Source organism: Quadrisphaera sp. DSM 44207 (assembly GCF_900101335.1).
In the GTDB taxonomy this organism is placed as follows: domain Bacteria; phylum Actinomycetota; class Actinomycetes; order Actinomycetales; family Quadrisphaeraceae; genus DSM-44207.
In genome coordinates this window covers 159,094-175,943 of sequence record NZ_FNKA01000003.1, presented here as the reverse complement: position 1 = coordinate 175,943, position 16,850 = coordinate 159,094, and the positions used below count along the sequence as shown (strand labels likewise).

Here is a 16,850-nt window from a genome sequence, read left to right as displayed (position 1 = left end):
GCGGCGGGCGGCTGCAGGACGACGCCACCCTGCTCGTCGCGCACTGGAGCGACGCCGGGGTGCGCCTGCGCGGCTCACCCCGGCGGCTCACCCCGGCCGGCTCACAGGGGGCGGCCCTGCCCGTCGGTGGCTCGGAGGTCGTTGTTCGTGAGCACCTCGTCCGGGGCGAGGGCGTCGTCGTCCGGTCCCGGGGTGTCTCCGGGCGTGTCCAGGACGGGCGTGCCGGCCAGGCCGGCCTCCGCGGCGGCGGGGCTGACGGCGGGGCTGACGGCGGGGCTGACCGCGGCCGGGGCCGCCTCGCCCGTCGCGACCGGCGGCGCGACCTGCCCGCGGCCCGTGGCGGCGTCCTGCGGCAGCCCCGTCACCGAGGCCGGCGCCCGCTCGCCCTCGTCCGCGTCGTCCGAGCCGCCCCGCAGGGCCTTGATCGCCGCCACGCCGGCAGCGGCCACGCCGGCCACCACGGCGGCACCGGCCACCGCCGCGCCCGCCGAGACGCCCGCGCTGCCGCTGTCCCCGCGGGAGGCGGCCGCGGACTCCACGCCCGGCGTGCCCACCACCGTGCCGTCGTCCACCGAGCCGCGCCACGAGCCCGTGGCCGAGCCGCGGCTCTCGATGAAGGACTTGAACCGCTCCAGGTCCGACTCCGCGCGGCGCCCGATGACGCCGAGAGCGTCACCGGCCTTCTCGACGAGGCCCTCCGGCTCGTACTCCAGCGACAGGCGCACCACCGTCGCGCTCGGCCCGACGGGCGCGAAGTAGACGGCGCCCGCGTTGGTCGAGCCGCTGGTGGCCGCCCACGCGACCTTCGTGTCGGGCACCTGCTCGAGGATCGCGGCGTCCCACTCGCGCTTGACGCCGCCGATCTCGGCGACCCAGTGGGTCGTGCGCTCGTCGAGCTGGCGCACCTCCTGGACGCCGCTCATGAAGTTGGGGAACTCCTCGAACTGCGTCCACTGGTCGTACGCGGTGCGCACGGGCACGTCCACCTGGATGGACTTCTCGACCTTCGTCGCCATGGTGCCTCCTCGTCGTGGCGGGCGCCGGGCGCGGGGCCCGGCTCTGCACCCGTCCCCTACCCCGTCGGCGCCGCGAGAACGCCTGCTGCGGCGCCCGCGCGCTCGCCCGGGCGCGCGCGGCCCGCTCAGGCCGCGGTGGTGCCGAACGCCAGGCCGAGCAGGTACGTCACGGCCGCCGCGCCGAAGCCGATGGCGAGCTGGCGCAGGGCGCGGCGCAGCGGCGGGGCGCCCGAGAGCAGGCCGACGACGGCGCCGGTGGTCATCAGCGCCAGGCCCACGAGCACGCACGCGGTGACCAGGGCCGCCGTGCCCGTCAGCCCCAGCAGGTGCGGCAGCACGGGCACCACGGCCCCGGAGGCGAAGAAGGCGAAGCTGGAGGCCGCGGCGCCCCACCCCGTGCCGACGGCCTCGTGGGGGTCCTGGTCGGGCGCGGCCCCGACGGGGGCGGCCGGCGGGCGGTCGCTGCCCAGGCCGGCGAGCACCTCGCGCGCGCGGGCGGCGGCCTCCTGCGCCGCCATCCCCCGCGCCCGGTACACGAGCGTCAGCTCGTTGGCGTCGACGTCGAGGTGCGGCAGGGCGGTGCTCGCCTCCGGGTCGGGGGTGGACGCCTCGAGCAGCTCGCGCTGGGAGCGCACGGACACGTACTCCCCGGCCCCCATGGACAGCGCGCCGGCCAGCAGCCCGGCCAGGCCGGTGAGCAGGACGGTGCGCGCCGGCGCGCCGCTGGCGCTGATGCCGAGCACGAGCGCGAGGTTGCTGACCAGGCCGTCGTTGGCCCCGAACACGGCGGCGCGGAAGGTGCCCGAGAGCCGGTTGCGCCCGCGCGCGGCCAGGCCCCGCAGGACCTCGCCGTGGATCCGCTCGTCGGCCGCCATCGCCGGGGAGGCGTCGGCGTCCCGGCTGTAGGGCGAGCGGGCCTCCGCGCGCTGGGCGAGCGCCAGCACGAACACCGACCCGAAGCGGCGGGCGAGGACGCCGAGCAAACGGGTGCGCAGGTCCCCCCGCTGCGGCATGCCGACGTGGACGCCGAGCAGCTGCTCCCAGTGGGCCTGGTGGCGCCCCTCGGCGTCCGCGAGCGCCAGCAGGATCTCGCGCTCCTCCCCCGTGCGGCGCTGGGCGAGGTCGCGGTAGACGGCGGCCTCGGCCCGCTCGTCCGCCAGGTACCGGCGCCAGCGGCGGACGTCCGCGGGCCGCGGCTGGCGGTCCGGGGCCGGGCGGGGGTCGGCGTGGCCGGTCTCGCGCACCCGGGCAGGCTAGGCCGTGGCGGGCGCGGCCTGGACCGCCTCCCGCGGACCGCGCGCGCTCACTCCCGCGCGGGGGCCCCGGTGCCGCGCGGACGCACGGTGACGGGACCGCTCATGACGCGCTGCTCCCAGCGGGTGAACGCCATGAGCGCCGGCAGGGTCAGCAGCGGCAGGGCGAGGGTCAACCACATCACGCACGGTGCATCCCCTGGCCGAACGCCGCGCAAACGCGTCGTCACCCAACTGTGACGACCTGCCACCCGGATGTGGCACGGCCCTGCCAGCCGCACGGCGCGGGCCTGCCGCGCCGGCCCTGCCGCGCCCGCGCGCTCAGCGGGCCAGCTGCTCGACGGCGGCGCCGAACAGGCCCGGCACGGCCGCGGCCACCGGCACCAGCCGGCGGCGGACGGCGGGCAGGCGGGTGGCCGCCACCAGCCCGGTGGTCACCGTCCGGTAGTCACGGCTGAGCGCCCGCCAGTCCCGCTCGTACGCCGCGACCGCCGCCGCCTGCGCGGACGGCGAGGGGGCGCGGTCCGCCGCCGCGAGCGCCTCGACCGCCGCGCGCGCGGCCGCGAGCCCGACGCGCAGCCCCTCCCCCGTCAGCGCGTCGACGTACCCGGCGGCGTCGCCCGCCAGCAGCACGCGGCCGGCCGTGCGCGCCCGCACGCGCTGGCGCAGCGGGCCGGCGCCGCGCGCGGGCGTCGTCCACGCCGCCCCCGCCAGGCGGGGCGCGAGGGCCGGCAGCTGCGCGAGGGCGGACTCGAACCCGGTGCCGCGCGGCCCCTCGACCGCGACCCCCACCTCCCCGGGCCCGACGGGGGTGACGTAGGCCTCCACCGAGCGGCCCCAGTGCACCTCCACCTGCGACGTCCAGGGCGCGAGCGCGGCGTGCCGGCGCACGCCGTAGCGGCGCCCGTCGCTGCCGGCGTCCAGGCCCGCCAGGCGCCGCACGCTCGAGTGCAGGCCGTCGCAGCCGAGGACCCACCGCGCCGTCAGGGAGGCCGGGCCCTCGCCCTCGAGCACCAGCCGCGCCCGCGCGCCGTCCTGGAGGAGGTCGCGCACCCGCCCGGGCACCGTGGCCACCCCCACCGACGCCGCCTGCTCGGCCAGGCGCGCCTGCAGCTCCGTGCGGCGCACCCCGCGCCCGGGCCCGGTGCGGAAGGCGTGCTCCGCGCGCGTGCGCCCGTCGGGGGCGACGTAGGTGATGCCGGTCAGGTCGGCGCCCGCGGGGTCCACGCCGAGGCGGCGCACGGCGGCCAGGGCGCCCGGCATCAGGCCCTCGCCGCACGCCTTGTCCACCGGGGCCGGCCGCGGCTCGACGACGAGCACCTCCAGGCCCGCCGCGCTCGCCTCGATCGCCGCGGCCAGGCCCACGGGCCCTCCGCCGACGACGAGGAGGTCGGCGTCCAGCCCGGCGCCCGCCAGCGCGCTCACGCGGCGGCGGGCGGCGCGCCCGGCGCCCGTGCCGCCGCCCGCAGGGCCGCCTCCTCCGCGGGGATCCGGTAGCGCAGCAGCAGGACGGCGTCGGCGGCGCTGAAGACCACGGCCGTCAGCCACGCGGTGTGCACCAGCGGCAGGGCGAGCAGCTCGACCGCCACGACGACGTAGTTGGGGTGGCGCAGCCACCGGTACGGGCCGCCCTGCACCAGCGGCAGGCCCGGCACGACGACGACGCGGGCGCTCCAGCGCGGGCCGAGGGTGCGGATGCACCACACCCGCACGGCCTGGGTGAGCACGAGCACGGCCACCATCGACCACCCCAGGGCGGGCAGGAAGGGGCGGTCGAGGAGGAGCACCTCCGCCAGGCACGCGAGCAGGAACGCGGTGTGCAGGGCGGCCATGGCCGGGAAGTGGCCCCGCCCGGCCTCGACGCCGCCGCGCGCCCGCGCCCAGCGCAGGTTGCGGCGGGTCAGGTGCACCTCGAGGAGCCGCTGGGCCGCGACCAGCGCGAGCAGGACGGCGTACCAGCCGGCGCTGCTCACGCCGCGCCCGCCCCCGCGCCCGCGCCCGCCGTCGTGCCCGCCCCTGCGCCCGCCGTGGCGCGCACCGCCCGCTCGTCCCAGCGCAGCAGCACCAGCTCCGCGCAGAAGCCCGGCCCCATCGCCAGCAGCACCCCGTGCGAGCCGGCGGGCGGCGGCGGGTCGGCCAGGGTCGCGGCCAGCACGTGCAGCACCGAGGAGGACGACAGGTTGCCCGTGGCGGCCAGGGACTCCCACGAGTGCCGCAGCGCCCCGGCCGGCAGCTCCAGGGTGCGCTGCACCGCCTCGAGCACCTTCGGGCCGCCCGGGTGGGCCACCCAGCGGGCCACGTCCGCGCGGTCCAGGTCCGCCGCGGCGAGGAAGCCCTTGAGGTCGTCGGCCAGGTGGTCCTCGACGACGTCCGCCACCGACTTCGACAGCACGATGCGGAAGCCGCTGCCGCCGACGTCCCAGCCCATGACGTCGGCGGTGTCGGGGTAGAAGCGGCTGCGGGAGGTGACGACCTGCGGCCCGGGCAGCCCGAGCGCGGCCGCGCGGCGCTCCCCGAGCAGGACGACGGCGGCCGCGCCGTCCCCGAACAGGCCCGAGGCCACGAGGTTGGCCGTGGAGGCGTCGTCGCGCTGCACCGTCAGGGAGCACAGCTCCACGCTGAGCAGGACCGCGACGTCGTCGGGGTGCCCGACCAGGTGGTCGTGCAGGCGGGCGACGCCGGCCGCGCCGGCGACGCAGCCGAGGCCGAAGACCGGGATGCGCTTGACGTCGGGCCGCAGCCCCAGGGGGGCGACCATCCGCGCCTCCAGGGAGGGCGCCGCGACGCCGGTGACGGTGGTGGACAGGACGACGTCGACGTCCTCCGGGGCCAGCCCGACCCGCTCCAGCGCCTCGCGCACGGCGCGCGTCCCCAGCTGCACGCCGACCTCGAGGAAGGCGTCGTTGGCGCCGGTGAAGCCGTCGAGCTCGGCGTAGCGCTCCAGCGGCAGCGCCAGGTGGCGCGCGCGGACCCCGCAGTTGCGGTGCAGCCGCTCCATGAGGGCCCGGCGGTCGGGCGCCAGCGGGTGCTCGCCCGCGACGAGGTCCAGCAGCATCGCGGTGATCTCGGCCTGCTCGTGGCGCCGCTCGGGCACCACGGGGGCGACGGACACGATTCGGGTCACCGGCTGCTCCTGCGGACGTCCACCCGCGCATCCTCACCTGCGCCGACGCCGGCGCACCACCCGCCCCGGCGTCTCGCGGGCACGGGCTCAGGCGCTCCGGCGGGTGCTCCGCCTCGCGGGAGCCTCGACCGCGGGAGCCTTCGCCGCGGACTCCGGCGCCGCGGACTTCGACGACTTCGGCACCGGGGCCTTCGCTGCCGGGACCTTCGCCGCCGGGGCCTTCGCCGCGGACTCCGGCGCCGCGGACCTCGCCGCCGGGGCCTTCGCCGTCCTGGGCCTCGGCGCGGTGACGACCGGCGCGTCCGGCGGCGCGGACCTCGCCGCCGCGACCGGACGGCGCGACGCCGTCCGGCGGGCCGGCGCCTGCACCGGCTCCTGCACCGGCTCCTGGGCCGGTGCGTCCGCCGGCTCCGCGGCCGCGCGGCCGGCGCGGGCCCGCTCGACGCTGCGCTGCAGGGCCTCGAGCAGGTCGACCACCTGGCCGTCGCCGCCGGCGCCCTCGGCCGCGGGCGCCGGGCGCTGCACCTGCCCGCGGGAGACCTTCGCCTCGATCAGCTCGGTGAGGGCCTGCGTGTAGCCGTCGGTGAAGGTGGAGGGGTCGAAGTCGGCGGTGAGGGACTCCACGAGCGAGGCGGCCACGGCGAGCTCCTGCGGGCGCAGGGCGACGTCGGCGTCGAGGACGTCGAAGTCGGGCTCGCGCACCTCGTCGGGCCACAGCACGGTCTGCAGGCAGATGACCCTGCCCCGGACCCGGAGCACGGCGAGGGTCTCGCGCTGGCGCAGCGCGACCTTCACCACGGCCACGCGCTCGGTGGAGGTCAGCGCCTCCCGCAGCAGCGCGTACGGCTTGGCCGCGGCGCGGTCCGGCTCGAGGTAGTAGCATTTGGCGAAGAGGATCGGGTCCACCTGGTCGGCGGGCACGAACTCCACGACCTCGATCTCGCGGCCGCTGGTCAGCGGCAGCCGCGCCAGGTCCTCGTCGGTCAGGACGACCAGCTCCCCGTCCGGCGTCTCGTACCCCTTGGCGATCTCCGCGTAGGGCACCTCCTCGCCGTCCGCGCTGCACACCCGCTGGTAGCGCACGCGGCCGCCGTCCACGGCGTGCACCTGGTGGAAGCGGACGTCCTTCTCGCCGGTGGCGGCGTAGACGCGGACCGGCACGCTGACCAGCCCGAAGGACACCGCGCCCTTCCAGATCGCTCTCATCGACGCCTCCCCTCCTGCTCCGCGCAGGGTGCACAGCCGGAGGGACGCGGAACCACCCGTCCTGCGCCGTCCGTGTGACGAGCAGCAGCCGCGGCCGACCTGCTGCGACGCTGGCTGGGCCGATCGGATGGTCGCGCGCGCGGCGGCGTCCCCCGAGGGGGTGGCGCCCCGCGCCGCGCGCGGCACCCGGCGCGCCGGCGGGCCCAGGATGGCGCCCGTGCGCCCCATGCTCGCCTCCCCGCTGCCGCCCGGCGGGGCGCTGCCGTCCGGCCCCGAGTGGGTGCACGAGGTGAAGTGGGACGGCATGCGCGTGCTCGCCGACGCCGGCGAGGGCTCGGTGCGCCTGACGTCGCGCACCGAGCGCGACACCACGGTCGCCTTCCCCGAGCTCACCGGCCTCGCGGACCTGCCCGACGTCCTGCTCGACGGCGAGGTCGTGGCGCTCGACGCGCAGGGGCGGCCGTCCTTCCCCGTGCTGCAGGAGCGCCTGCACGTGCGCGACGCGGCCCGCGCCCGCGCGCTGGCGGGCGCGGTGCCGGTGGCGTACGTCGTCTTCGACGTCCTGCGCCTGTACGGCGCCGACCTCACGCGCCGCCCCCTGGAGGCGCGGCGCGCGGCCCTGGAGCAGCTGGACCTCGGCTGCGGCCGCTACGGGCCCCTGCAGGTCTCCTCCTGGCACGACGACGGCGCCGCGCTGCTGGCGGCCACGGCCGAGCAGGGCCTGGAGGGCGTGGTCGCCAAGCGCCGCTCCTCCGCCTACGCCCCCGGACGGCGCGCGCCGGCGTGGGTGAAGCAGGCGCACCGGCTCTCGCGCACCTGCGTCATCGGCGGGTGGCGCCCGGAGGTCGGGACGACGTCGCGGGTGGGCTCCCTGCTCGTGGGCGCCCCCGACGCCACGGGGGCGCTGCGCTACCTCGGCCGCGTCGGCAGCGGGGTGGCCGGGGCGGCCGCGACCGACCTGGGCCGGCTGCTGGGGCCGCTGCGCACCAACGCCTCCCCGTTCGCGGCGGCGGTGCCGCGCATCGACGCCGCGGGCGCCACGTGGGTCCACCCCACCCTGGCGGTGGAGGTGCGCCACCTCGGCTGGACGACGGGCGGGCGGCTGCGCCAGCCGTCCTACCGCGGACTGCGCCTGGACGCCGGTCCGGACGCCGTCGCCCGCGCCGCCTCGCCGTGACGCCGTCCGCGGGCCCGTCCGCGGGCACGGCGCAGGTCGTGGACGTCGGCGGGCGCCGGCTGCGGCTGACGTCGCTGGAGAAGGTGCTCTGGCCCGCGAGCGGCACCACGAAGGCCGAGCTCGTGCAGTACCTGGTCGCGGTCTCCGAGCCCCTGCTGGCCCAGCTGGCCGGGCGGCCGGTCACGCGCGTCCGCTGGCCGCACGGGGCGAGCTCCCCGCAGGGCTTCTACGAGAAGAACGCGCCCGCCGGGGCGCCGCCGTGGCTGCGCACCGTGCGCCTGCCGACGTCCGGCTCGCGCGCCGCCGCCGCGGGCTCGGCGAGCTCGCGCGAGGTGCTCGTGCAGCCGGTGCTCGAGGACGTCGCCGGGCTGGTGTGGGCGGCGAACCTCGCGGCCCTGGAGCTGCACACGCCGCAGTGGCGGGTGGGGCCGCGCGGCGCCGTCCGCTGCCCCGACCGGCTCGTCGTCGACCTCGACCCCGGCCCGGGCGCGGGGCTGGCGGAGTGCTCGACGCTCGCGCTGCTGGTGGCCGAGCGCCTCGGGGACGACGGGCTGCAGGCCGTGCCCGTCACGAGCGGCGGCAGGGGCCTGCAGCTGTACGCCCCCGTCTCCGGCCGGCAGGAGGCCGCGGTCGTCTCCGCCTACGCGCGGCGCCTGGCGCAGGGCCTGGCGCGCGACCACCCGCGCCTGGTGACCGCCGTCATGACGAAGGCGCTGCGGCCCGGGCGGGTGCTGCTGGACTGGAGCCAGAACTCGGCCGCCAAGACCACCGTCACGCCGTACTCCCCGCGCGGGCGCGAGCGCCCCACCGCGGCCGCCCCGCGGCGCTGGTCGGAGCTGGGCGAGCACCTGGTGCAGCTGGAGCTGGACGAGGTCGTCGCCCGACTGGCCGCGGACGGCGACCTGCTGGCCGCCGCCCTGCGGCCGGGCTCCCCGCCGGGCCCGCGCCTGCCGGAGCGCTGACCCGCCCGCTCCTCGTGGTGATCTTGCAGGTCCGGACCGCCGGCGGTCCGGACCTGCAAGATCACCACGAGGTGACGGGGTGGGCGGGTCAGGCGGCGTCCGGGACCTCGGGCAGGTAGTCCAGCCACAGCGGGCTGGAGTGCTCGGCGCCGCGCAGCAGCCACGCCGCGCCGCGGGGCGTGCGCGGGCGGTGGCGCAGCGACCAGCCCATCTCCTCCGGCGTCCGGTCGCCCTTGGCGCCGTTGCAGCGCAGGCAGCAGGCGACGAGGTTCTCCCAGGTGTCGGTGCCGCCGCGGCTGCGCGGCAGCACGTGGTCGACCGTGCTGGCGCTGCGGGCGCAGTAGGCGCAGCGGGAGCCGTCGCGGCGCAGCACCCCGCGGCGCGAGACGGGCACCGCGCGCCCGAACGGCACGCGCACGTACCGGGTCAGCACGATCACCGCCGGGCGGGGCACCTCGCCGCCGGGGGAGGTCACCGGCAGGTCCTCGGCGACGAGCACGCTGGCCTTGTCGGTGAGCACGAGCACGATCGCGCGGCGCAGCGGCACCACGGCCAGCGGCTCGTAGCCGGCGTTCAGCACCAGGGTGCGCACGGCGCCCTCCTCCCCCGCGCCGGGCCCGGGACGCCGACAGGCGCCGTCCCGGGCGGGACGGCGCCTGTCGGCGGTGCTGGGGAGGGCCGGCTCGGGGCCCCGGCATGCGCGCCGGGACCACCCCCGCGAGGGGCTGGCGAGGGTGGCACGACCACGGGCAGAGCGTACGACGCGCGGGAGCCGGCGATCATCCCCGTTCCCGCGGCGCCGTCAGCCGACGCGGGTGAACGTGACGTCCGAGGACCAGATGGAGCGGACGTCGATGCTCTTGCCGCTGCGCGGGGAGTCGATCATCATGCCGCCGCCGACGTAGATGCCGTTGTGGTAGACGCCGCCGGAGCCGGTGAAGGAGACGATGTCGCCCGGGCGCGCCGCGGCGGCGGACACGCGCGTGCCGGCGGCCTGCTGCGCGGAGGCCGTGCGCGGCAGGGAGACGCCGAGCTGGCCGTAGACGTACTGGATGAAGCCGGAGCAGTCGAAGCCGGCCGGCGTGGTGCCGCCGTAGCGGTACGGCGTGCCGATGTAGCGCTTGGCGAGGTCGACGGCGGCGCCGGCACCCGCGCCGGCGCCGGTCACCGCGGCGACGGTCTCGGCGCCGTCGTCCTCGGGCTCCTCCGCGGGCGCCTGCGAGGAGCGGCTGCTGCGGCTCGCGGTCTGCGCGGCGGCGCGCTCGCCGGAGGCGGCGGCCTCGCGCTCGGACTCGCGCTCCGCCTCCCGCGCGGCCTCCTGCTCGGCCTGGCGCCGCGCCTCGCGCTCGGCGGCGCGGGAGGCGCGGGCCTCGGCGGCCTCGCGCTCGGCCCGCTCCGCGGCCTGCTGGGCCTCGAACTGCGCGGTGTCGACGGTGGTCACGGCGCTCAGGGCGAGGCTGACCTGCGCGTCGGCGGGGACGCTGATCGGCGCGGCGGGCGCGGGCGGGGCCGGCGGCGCGGCGGGCACGGCGGCCAGCTGCTGCGTCGTCCCCGCGGCGGCGGGTGCGGACGCCTCGAAGACGGTGGCTCCCGCGGCCGGCAGCCCCATCGTCACCAGCAGCCCGGAGGAGGCGGCCAGGACGGCGGAGCGGCGGCTCACGTTCGTCGCGTTGGCGGACACCGCCTCACCGATGGTGGTGAGGGGGGTCTTCGGGCGGACCGCAGCGCGGTGCCGGCCGAGCGTCCGAGTCGTCACGTGGTCAGACCTCTCCAGTCGCCTGCGAGGTGAGCTGTCGGGTTCGGGCGGGGTCGCGCCCGGCGCCGTCCCGGCCGCCGAGCGGCCGTGCTGCGCGCTTCACCCCGAGGAGCTCCGCCTGTGGAGCCCCGGAAGTGGGTCCCCCGCCCCTGCCGGCGGTGTCGATCGGCCTCTCGCCGGCGGCAGGGCTAGGCGTCCGGCAGAGCGTCTCCGGAGGAGGGGCCCGAAGACGTCGCCGACACTAACGGAGCCCGACCCCGAACCAGCAAACAGACACAGGCCCGATGAAACGTGATCTGCATCACATGTCGTGGGAGGGCTGTGACGCTCCGGAGCCGTTGATGACGAACACGTGAGCAGCCACCTCGTCCGCCAGCTCCAGCGAGCCGCCGCCGTCCAGGGAGCTGACGACCACCGCCCCCCGCTCGGGGCGGTGCACGCGCACGCTGCGCCCCGGGCGCAGCCCCACGTGCGCCAGGCGGGCCATCGACGCCGGGTCGGTCTGCGCGGGCTCGCCCAGGCGCCGCACCCGCACCTCCTGCGGCTCGGTGGTCGCCGCCTGGGTCAAGGGGACCAGGCCGGCGCGGAAGTCCTCGACCTCGGCCTCCTCCCCGATCTCCCCCAGGCCCGGGATCGGGTTGCCGTAGGGGGACTCGACGGGGTGGTCCAGCAGCGCCACGATGCGCCGCTCGACGCGCTCGCTCATCACGTGCTCCCAGCGGCACGCCTCCTCGTGCACGTACTCCCACTCCAGGCCGATGAGGTCGGTGAGCAGGCGCTCGGCGAGGCGGTGCTTGCGCATCACCCGCGTCGCCTTGCTGCGCCCGTCCTCGGTCAGCTCCAGGTGGCGGTCGCCGCTGACGACGAGCAGGCCCGCGCGCTCCATGCGCGCCACGGTCTGGGAGACCGTCGGCCCCGACTGCCCGAGCCGCTGGGCGATGCGCGCCCGCAGCGGCACGACGCCCTCCTCCTCGAGCTCGTAGATCGTCCGCAGGTACATCTCCGTGGTGTCGATGAGGTCGCTCACGACCGCCGTCCTCTCCCTCGTGCCGGGGTGGTGGACCCTGTCGACACCGTATTGCGACGGGCCGCCGTCGGCACCGAGGACTAGCCTTCGCAGGTGCCGCCGACCGTGCTGTGGTTCCGCCGCGACCTGCGCCTGGGCGACCACCCCGCCCTGCTCGCCGCCGCGCGGGCCGGCGGGGACGGCGTCCTGGCGCTGTTCGTCCTCGACCCGGCGCTGCTCGACCCCGCCGGGGCGCCGCGCACCGCGTGGCTGTTCCGGTCGCTGAGGGCGCTGCGCGAGTCCCTCGGCGGGGCGCTGGTGGTGCGCTCGGGCGACCCGGCGCGCGTCGTCCCGGCCGTCGCGGAGGAGGTCGGCGCGCAGGAGGTGCACGTCACCGCGGACACCGGGCCGCACGGGCGCGCCCGCGACGAGCGCGTCGACGCCGCGCTGTCCGCCGCCGGCCGGCGGCTGGTGCGCACCGGCACGCCCTACGCCGTCGGTCCCGGCACGCTGCTGACCAGCAGCGGGACGCCGTTCAGCGTCTACACGCCCTTCTCCCGCGCCTGGGAGGAGCACGGCCGGCCCGCTCCCGCCCCGCGCCCGCAGGGCGTGCGCTGGCTGTCGGTGCCCGGCGAGGACGTCCCCCCCGACCCGGACCTGCAGGGGATCGTGCTGCCGCCCGTCGGCGAGGCGGCGGCGCTGGAGCGCTGGCGCGCGTTCTCGGGCTCGGTGGCCGGCTACGGCGACGCGCGCGACCGCCCGGACGTCGCCGGCAGCTCCCAGCTGTCGGCGCACCTGAAGTACGGGGAGGTCCACCCGCGCACGCTGCTGGCCGACCTCGACGCGGCCCCCGACCCCCGATCGCCGGGCGCGCAGGCCTACCGCCGCGAGCTGGCGTGGCGCGAGTTCAACGCCGACGTGCTGTGGCACCGCCCGGACGCCGCGCGCCGCTCCCTGCGCCCCCGCATGGACGCGATGCGGTTCGCGAGCGAGGCCGAGGCCGCGCGCGAGGTGGCGGCGTGGGAGGAGGGCCGCACGGGCTACCCGTTCGTCGACGCCGCGATGCGGCAGCTGCGCGCCGAGGCGTGGGTGCACAACCGGGCCCGCATGGTGGCGGCCAGCTTCCTCGTCAAGGACCTGCACGTGCACTGGCGGGTCGGGGCGCGGTACTTCATGCACTGGCTGCGCGACGGCGACCTGGCGAGCAACCAGCTCGGGTGGCAGTGGGTGGCCGGCACGGGCACGGACTCCGCGCCGTACTTCCGGGTCTTCAACCCCGTCACCCAGGGGGAGAAGTCCGACCCGGACGGCGAGTACGTGCGCCGCTACGTGCCCGAGCTGCGCCACCTGGCCGGGGCGGCGGTGCACGAGCCGTGGGCCGCGCCCGACGGGTACGCGCACGGGTACCCGCAGCGGATCGTCGACCACGCGGCCGAGCGGGCGGAGGCCCTCGCCCGCTACCAGGCCGTCAAGGACTGAGGCGCCGTCCGCCGTCCTGCGCTCCTCGCGCTGCACGTCGCGGGCGGAGTGCAGCGCGAGGGGCCTCCTGGAGTGCGCTTCGCCGGCGGAGTGCGCTCGGGAGGGCGTGCGGGCACGGGAACGCCCGCGGGCTCCCCTCCGCAGAGGGGGCGTCGCGCTGGACGAGGGCGCGACTCCCGCGGGCGCCGGTGACTGCCAGGGATTCACTGGCCGTCCGGGTGGCTCTCGCTGCCGGATCGGCTAGCGGGCAGTCACCTCACGAGTCCGAGAATCACACACTGTTCGGACCACCTCCTCTCCCGTGTGCATCGAGGGTACGTCGCGGCGCGGAGCCGGTCCACGGCTTTTCGCCCACGGCGTGACGGCGACGGCGCACCGGGTCCTTGGTCCCCTCTGCCCCCGCGGGGGTGTCCCTCGGCCCTCCTCCTCGGGATCATGGTCGCGCCCGGTGGCGGGAGGGCCACCGGCCGCGAGGAGCGGGGGCGAGATGGCGCAGCAGCAGGCCGTGGTCGTCGGGAGCGGACCGGGCGGGACCACCGCCGCCCTGGGCCTGGCCCGTCAGGGGTGGTCGGTCACCGTGGTCGAGCGGGACGCCTCGGGGCCGCCGCAGGGCGGGGACGTCGAGGCGTGGGAGCGCAGCGGCGTGGCGCAGTTCCACCACCCGCACGCCTTCCTCGCCCGGCTCTTCGCCGAGCTGCAGCGCGAGCTGCCCGACGTCCTCGACGCGCTGTCGGCGGCCGGGGCCGTCCCGGTGCCGCTGCCCGGACCCGTGAGGGCGGCCTGGTGCCGGCGCAGCACCCTGGAGCGGGTGCTGCGGGAGGTGCTCGCGGCCGAGCCCCGCGTGGGCCGGGTGGCCGGGAGCGCCGCCGCGGTGGTGCGCTCCGGCGGGCGGGTGACGGGCCTGCGGCTGCGCACCGGGGACGTGCTGCCGGCGCGGCTCGTCGTGGACGCGGGGGGCCGGCGCGGGCGGCTGACCGAGGACCTGGTCGGCGACGAGGTCGACGAGCCCTCGAACGAGGTCTACGCCTCCCGCCGCTACCGGCTGCGCCCGGGCGCCTGCGCGCCCCGGGCCAACCGGAGGATCATCGCCGTGGCCGAGAGCGACGGGTACGCCGTCCTCGTCTTCCCCCACGACGCCGGCACGTTCACCGCGGCCCTGGCCCGCCTGCCCGAGGACGACGAGCTGGCGCAGGCCCGCCACGGCGAGGTCTTCGACGCGGCGCTGGCCGCGGTGCCGATGGCGCTCGAGTGGATCGCTCCCCAGCAGGCCGAGCCGATCTCCGCGGTCCGGGTCATGGGCGGGCTGCGCAACACCCACCGGGTGCTGCGCGAGGACGCCCCGCTCGGCCTGCACCGGGTGGGGGACGTCGTGTGCACCACGAACCCCCACTTCGGGCGCGGGACGGCGCTGGCCGTGGCCTCGGCGCTGCGCCTGGCCTCCGCGGTGGCGGCCGACCCCGGCGACGCCCGCTCCTGGCGGGAGGCCACCGACGCGTGGGAGCGCGGGGAGCTGCGGGAGTGGTTCGAGGACGGCTGCGAGCTCGACCGCTCGCGCACCGCCGTGTGGCGGGCGGGGATCGCCGGGCGGCCCGCCGGCCCGGCCCTCCTGGCCTCCGTCCCGCCGGGGCAGCTGCCCCGGCTGGCGGTCCTGGCCGCGGCCGGCGCGGATCCGGTGATCGCGCGGACCGTCCTGCGCCACATGCACATGGTCGACGCGCCGCAGGCGCTGCTGACCGCGGCGCCGCGCGTGCAGGACCTGCTCGCCCGCGGCTGGCGACCCGGCGCCGACGCGGAGGGGGCTCCCGCCCCGGCCCGCGCCGACCTCGTCGAGCGGCTGCGCCGCCACGCGCGGGGCGCCGCGTCGTCCAGCGGCGCCGGCGTCAGCACCACGGCGACCCCGAGCACGTCCTCGTCCTGACACAGGGCCGAGGCGGACGGCGCGTCAGGGCTGGCGGCGGACGACGCGCCAGGCGCCCGCGTCGTCCAGCGGCGCCGCCGCCCCGGTGCGCGAGACGTAGACGAGCCGGTCGTGCAGCCGGGAGGAGCGCCCGACCCAGAACTCGACCTCGACCGGCCGCACGAGGTAGCCGCCCCAGTGCTCCGGCAGCGGCACCTGCGCCCCGCCGTCGGGCCAGCGGGCGGCGGCCGCGTCCCAGGCCGCCTCCAGCTCCCCGCGCGAGCCGACCTCCTGCGACTGCTGCGAGGCCCACGCCCCGATCCGCGACCCCCACGGGCGGGACGTGAAGTAGGCGGCGCTCTCCTCCCGCGGCACGTGCTCCACCGCCCCGCGCACGCGCACCTGCCGCTGCACGCCGTGCCAGGGCAGCACGAGCGCGGCCGCCGGCACGGCCGCGAGCTGGGCGCCCTTGGCCGAGCGGTGGTTGGTGTAGAAGGTGAACCCGCGGGCGTCGACGCCCTTGAGCAGCACGGTGCGCGCGTCGGGCAGCCCGGCGGCGTCGACCGTGGCCAGCACCACCGCGTTCGGCTCGGGCACGGCCGGGGCGTGCTCGACCTCGGCGTACCACGCCTCGAACTGGGCCAGCGGCGCGGCGGCGAGGTCGGACTCGAGCAGCCCGGCGTCCGGGCCGCGCCCGTAGTCCACGCGGCGGTCGGCCAGAGAGCGGGTGTCCACGGCCCGCACGCTACGTCCGCGCCGTCCCCGCCACCCGCGCCACCCGCTCCGTGCCCGCCGCCCGCGCCGCTCGCGCCGCCCGGGTGCGGGAGGATGGCCCGTCGTGAGCACCGTGCCCGCCATCACGATCCCGGTCGACCTGCTGCCTCGGGACGGGCGGTTCGGCTCCGGTCCCTCCAAGGTGCGCCCCGCGCAGGTCGAGGCGCTGGCCGCGGCGGGCACGACCCTGCTGGGCACCTCCCACCGGCAGGCGCCCGTCAAGGGCCTGGTGCGGCGCGCGCGCGAGGGGCTGCGCGCCCTGTTCGAGGCCCCCGACGGCTACGAGGTCGTCCTCGGCAACGGCGGGTCCACCGCCTTCTGGGACGTCGCGGCCCTGTGCCTGGTGCGCGAGCGCTCCCAGCACCTGGCGTTCGGGGAGTTCGGCGACCGCTTCGCCGCGGTCACCGCGGGGGCCCCGTTCCTCGCCGATCCCGACGTGCGCCGCGCCGAGCCGGGCACCCGGCCCTCGCCGTCCGCGGTGGCCGGCGTCGACGTGTACGCGTGGCCGCACAACGAGACCTCCACGGGCGTCGTGGCCCCGGTGCAGCGGGTGGCGGGCGCGGACGACGGCGCGCTCGTCGTCGTGGACGCCACCTCGGCGGCCGGCGGGCTGGCCGTGGACGTCGCCCAGACCGACGCGTACTACTTCGCGCCGCAGAAGTCCTTCGCCTCCGACGGCGGGCTGTGGCTCGCGCTGCTCTCCCCCGCCGCCGTCGAGCGCGTCGGGGCGCTGGCGGGCGCGCGGTGGGTGCCGCCGAGCCTGGACCTCGGCGTCGCGCTCGCGAACTCCCGCCGGGACCAGACGCTCAACACGCCCGCCGTCGCGACGCTGCTGCTCCTGGCCGAGCAGGTGGACTGGCTGCTCGAGCGCGGCGGCCTGGCGTGGGCGGCGGCCCGCACGGCGGACTCGGCCTCGCGGCTGTACGGCTGGGCCGAGGCCAGCGCGCACGCCCGGCCCTTCGTCGCCGATCCCGCGGCGCGCTCGAGCGTGGTCGGCACCATCGACCTGGACGCGTCGGTGGACGCCGCCGCGGTCGCCGCCGCGCTGCGCGCCAACGGCGTCGTCGACCTCGAGCCCTACCGCGGCCTGGCCCGCAACCAGCTGCGCGTGGGCATGTACCCGGCCGTCGAGCCGGACGACGTCTCCGCGCTGACCGCCTGCGTCGACTTCGTGCTCGAGCGCCTGGCCTGACCCCCTGC

Annotated in this window: 16 protein-coding genes and 1 riboswitch; of the genes, 5 read left to right on the top strand and 11 right to left on the bottom strand. The window is 78.2% G+C overall.

What is annotated here, in order from left to right:
• Nucleotides 1-101 precede the first annotated feature (101 nt).
• From BLS82_RS11200 to BLS82_RS11175, 7 genes are all read right to left on the bottom strand, one after another.
• A complete protein-coding gene (locus BLS82_RS11200) occupies nt 102-1,016 on the bottom strand; it encodes an SRPBCC family protein (protein ID WP_092865751.1) in 915 nt (304 codons plus the stop codon).
• Nucleotides 1,017-1,141: 125 nt separating this feature from the next.
• Nucleotides 1,142-2,260, bottom strand: coding sequence for a VIT1/CCC1 transporter family protein (locus BLS82_RS11195; protein WP_092865749.1), 1,119 nt, complete (start codon nt 2,258-2,260; stop codon nt 1,142-1,144).
• 59 nt (nt 2,261-2,319) lie between these two features.
• Nucleotides 2,320-2,454, bottom strand: coding sequence for a hypothetical protein (locus tag BLS82_RS16475; protein ID WP_255378289.1), 135 nt, complete (start codon nt 2,452-2,454; stop codon nt 2,320-2,322).
• A 136-nt stretch (nt 2,455-2,590) separates the two neighbouring features.
• A complete protein-coding gene (locus tag BLS82_RS11190; protein WP_218123846.1) occupies nt 2,591-3,694 on the bottom strand; it encodes an NAD(P)/FAD-dependent oxidoreductase in 1,104 nt (367 codons plus the stop codon).
• Nucleotides 3,691-4,242: an isoprenylcysteine carboxyl methyltransferase family protein gene (locus tag BLS82_RS11185; protein ID WP_092865747.1), complete on the bottom strand. Its 552-nt coding sequence runs from the start codon at nt 4,240-4,242 to the stop codon at nt 3,691-3,693. Before BLS82_RS11185 ends, BLS82_RS11190 begins: the two co-directional genes overlap by 4 nt.
• The gene (locus tag BLS82_RS11180; RefSeq protein WP_092865745.1) at nt 4,239-5,393 is read right to left on the bottom strand and encodes a type III polyketide synthase; all 1,155 of its coding nucleotides are present in this window, start codon (nt 5,391-5,393) and stop codon (nt 4,239-4,241) included. Before BLS82_RS11180 ends, BLS82_RS11185 begins: the two co-directional genes overlap by 4 nt.
• An 87-nt stretch (nt 5,394-5,480) precedes the next feature.
• Nucleotides 5,481-6,599 (bottom strand): non-homologous end joining protein Ku, encoded by a 1,119-nt coding sequence (locus BLS82_RS11175; RefSeq protein ID WP_092865743.1) that lies wholly within the window; start codon nt 6,597-6,599, stop codon nt 5,481-5,483.
• Between the two features lie 208 nt (nt 6,600-6,807).
• On the opposite strand from BLS82_RS11175, the gene ligD (BLS82_RS11170) reads away from it, so the two are divergent.
• Both ligD (BLS82_RS11170) and ligD (BLS82_RS11165) read left to right on the top strand, forming a co-directional pair.
• The gene (ligD, locus tag BLS82_RS11170; protein ID WP_369811088.1) at nt 6,808-7,776 is read left to right on the top strand and encodes a non-homologous end-joining DNA ligase; all 969 of its coding nucleotides are present in this window, start codon (nt 6,808-6,810) and stop codon (nt 7,774-7,776) included.
• A complete protein-coding gene (ligD, locus tag BLS82_RS11165; RefSeq protein WP_092865741.1) occupies nt 7,773-8,738 on the top strand; it encodes a non-homologous end-joining DNA ligase in 966 nt (321 codons plus the stop codon). Before ligD (BLS82_RS11170) ends, ligD (BLS82_RS11165) begins: the two co-directional genes overlap by 4 nt.
• A gap of 88 nt (nt 8,739-8,826) precedes the next feature.
• Here the strand turns inward: ligD (BLS82_RS11165) and BLS82_RS11160 are convergent, their stop codons facing one another.
• From BLS82_RS11160 to BLS82_RS16625, 3 genes are all read right to left on the bottom strand, one after another.
• Nucleotides 8,827-9,330, bottom strand: a complete 504-nt coding sequence (locus BLS82_RS11160) for an HNH endonuclease (protein ID WP_092865739.1) — start codon at nt 9,328-9,330, stop codon at nt 8,827-8,829.
• Between the two features lie 210 nt (nt 9,331-9,540).
• Nucleotides 9,541-10,419 (bottom strand): C40 family peptidase, encoded by an 879-nt coding sequence (locus BLS82_RS11155; protein WP_218123845.1) that lies wholly within the window; start codon nt 10,417-10,419, stop codon nt 9,541-9,543.
• An 80-nt stretch (nt 10,420-10,499) separates the two neighbouring features.
• Nucleotides 10,500-10,662, bottom strand: a riboswitch (cyclic di-AMP (ydaO/yuaA leader).
• Between the two features lie 133 nt (nt 10,663-10,795).
• Nucleotides 10,796-11,521 (bottom strand): metal-dependent transcriptional regulator, encoded by a 726-nt coding sequence (locus tag BLS82_RS16625; RefSeq protein ID WP_092865735.1) that lies wholly within the window; start codon nt 11,519-11,521, stop codon nt 10,796-10,798.
• Nucleotides 11,522-11,614: 93 nt separating this feature from the next.
• On the opposite strand from BLS82_RS16625, the gene BLS82_RS11145 reads away from it, so the two are divergent.
• Together BLS82_RS11145 and BLS82_RS11140 are read left to right on the top strand one after the other, a co-directional pair.
• The gene (locus BLS82_RS11145; protein ID WP_092865733.1) at nt 11,615-12,979 is read left to right on the top strand and encodes a cryptochrome/photolyase family protein; all 1,365 of its coding nucleotides are present in this window, start codon (nt 11,615-11,617) and stop codon (nt 12,977-12,979) included.
• Nucleotides 12,980-13,466: 487 nt separating this feature from the next.
• Entirely contained in the window at nt 13,467-14,897 is a 1,431-nt protein-coding gene (locus BLS82_RS11140) for an FAD-dependent oxidoreductase (protein ID WP_143028823.1), read from the top strand.
• A gap of 24 nt (nt 14,898-14,921) precedes the next feature.
• On the opposite strand, the gene pdxH is transcribed toward BLS82_RS11140, so the two are convergent.
• On the bottom strand, nt 14,922-15,611 hold the full coding sequence (gene pdxH / locus BLS82_RS11135; protein WP_255378288.1) for a pyridoxamine 5'-phosphate oxidase: 690 nt from the start codon (nt 15,609-15,611) through the stop codon (nt 14,922-14,924).
• A gap of 103 nt (nt 15,612-15,714) precedes the next feature.
• Between pdxH and serC the strand changes: the two genes are divergently transcribed.
• Nucleotides 15,715-16,842, top strand: a complete 1,128-nt coding sequence (gene serC, locus BLS82_RS11130; RefSeq protein ID WP_255378287.1) for a phosphoserine transaminase — start codon at nt 15,715-15,717, stop codon at nt 16,840-16,842.
• The last annotated feature ends 8 nt before the right edge of the window (nt 16,843-16,850 follow it).

What these genes read in the sequence shown, in the direction of transcription:
- BLS82_RS11200 (WP_092865751.1), bottom strand. Translation starts at nt 1,016, where the DNA reads ATGGCGACGAAGGTCGAGAAGTCCATCCAGGTGGACGTGCCCGTGCGC.
- BLS82_RS11175 (WP_092865743.1), bottom strand. Translation starts at nt 6,599, where the DNA reads ATGAGAGCGATCTGGAAGGGCGCGGTGTCCTTCGGGCTGGTCAGCGTG.
- ligD (WP_369811088.1), top strand. Translation starts at nt 6,808, where the DNA reads ATGGCGCCCGTGCGCCCCATGCTCGCCTCCCCGCTGCCGCCCGGCGGG.
- BLS82_RS11140 (WP_143028823.1), top strand. Translation starts at nt 13,467, where the DNA reads ATGGCGCAGCAGCAGGCCGTGGTCGTCGGGAGCGGACCGGGCGGGACC.